General features: G+C 60.9%; 2 protein-coding genes. One reads left to right on the plus strand and one right to left on the minus strand.

Annotated elements, in window-relative coordinates; all coding sequences use genetic code 11:
- Nucleotides 1-551, minus strand: a 551-nt coding sequence (locus tag AC1D1Z_RS37720) for a LysR family transcriptional regulator (protein WP_477853949.1), incomplete at its 3' end; no start/stop codon positions are given.
- Between the two features lie 95 nt (nt 552-646).
- Here AC1D1Z_RS37720 and AC1D1Z_RS37725 point away from each other — a divergent pair.
- Nucleotides 647-1,073: SDR family NAD(P)-dependent oxidoreductase (locus tag AC1D1Z_RS37725; RefSeq protein ID WP_477853951.1), on the plus strand; the 427-nt coding region annotated here is incomplete at its 3' end.

Here is a 1,073-nt window from a genome sequence, read left to right on the forward strand (position 1 = left end):
GCCTTCAACAGTTCGAGCGGATCCGCCCCCTCACAGTCCCGCGGAGCGATCAGCACCAGGGGTTCCTGGCGCAGCTTGTTGAAGGTCAGTGTCTTCTGCATCGGAAATCGAGGTTCGATGATGAAGGCCGCATCCAGCGCGCCGTTCAAAACCTCGGCATAAAGATCCATCGAAGCGCCCGGCTTGAGGAAGATCTCGATCAGCGGATAGTCCTGGGCGAGACGGTGGAGAATGTCGGGAACGAGGCCGGTCAGTGCCGTATTGATCGCCCCGATCCGCATCTCGCCCGAAATCGTCGCGGAACCGGCCATCGCCTTCAGGTCGCGTGTATCGCGCACCAGATCCCTGCAACGGTCGAGAATGGCAAAACCCGCCTCCGTCGGCCGCATGACGCGGCCGGAACGCACCAGCAGCCGCACCCCGAGCTCCGCCTCCAATGCGCGGATGCGCTGGGCGACGGCCGCAGGCGTGAGGTTCAGCCGCTGGGCGGCTTCCGCCAGCGAGTGCCGCTCGGCAACGACAATGAAGGTTTCGAGAAAACGTGTGTCCATCGATAGTTTTTCTATCTCTTGAACGAAGCAGAAGCCATATTTTATTTATAGTCCGTTGCTCCGAAAGATGGCCGATCATTGAGGAGACGGATGGAATGGATTTCGGCCTGAAGGACAAGACGGCCCTGGTGCTTGGTGCCGGCGGCGGATTGGGCAGCGCGATTGCCGTCAAGCTTGCGCGCGAAGGCGCCAGAATTGCCGCGGCGGATATCGATCTCGCCGCCGCTGAGAAGACCACGGCGGCGATCGAATCCGAAGGCGGCAAGGCACTGGCTCTGCAATGGGACCTTTCCGATCTCGGTTCGATCGATGCGCATGTCGCTGCAATCGAACAGCAGTTCGGACCGGTCGATATCCTCGTCAACAATACCGGCGGCCCACCGCCAACCACCGTCTCCGGCCAGGATCCGATGCTTTGGAACCAGTATTTCCAGAGCATGGTGCTCTCCGTCATCGCCATTACCGATCGGGTGCTGCCTGAGATGCGAGCGCGCAAATGGGGTCGCATCGTCACCTCGACCT

The sequence above is a fragment of the Rhizobium sp. P1_E1 genome (assembly GCF_056406015.1).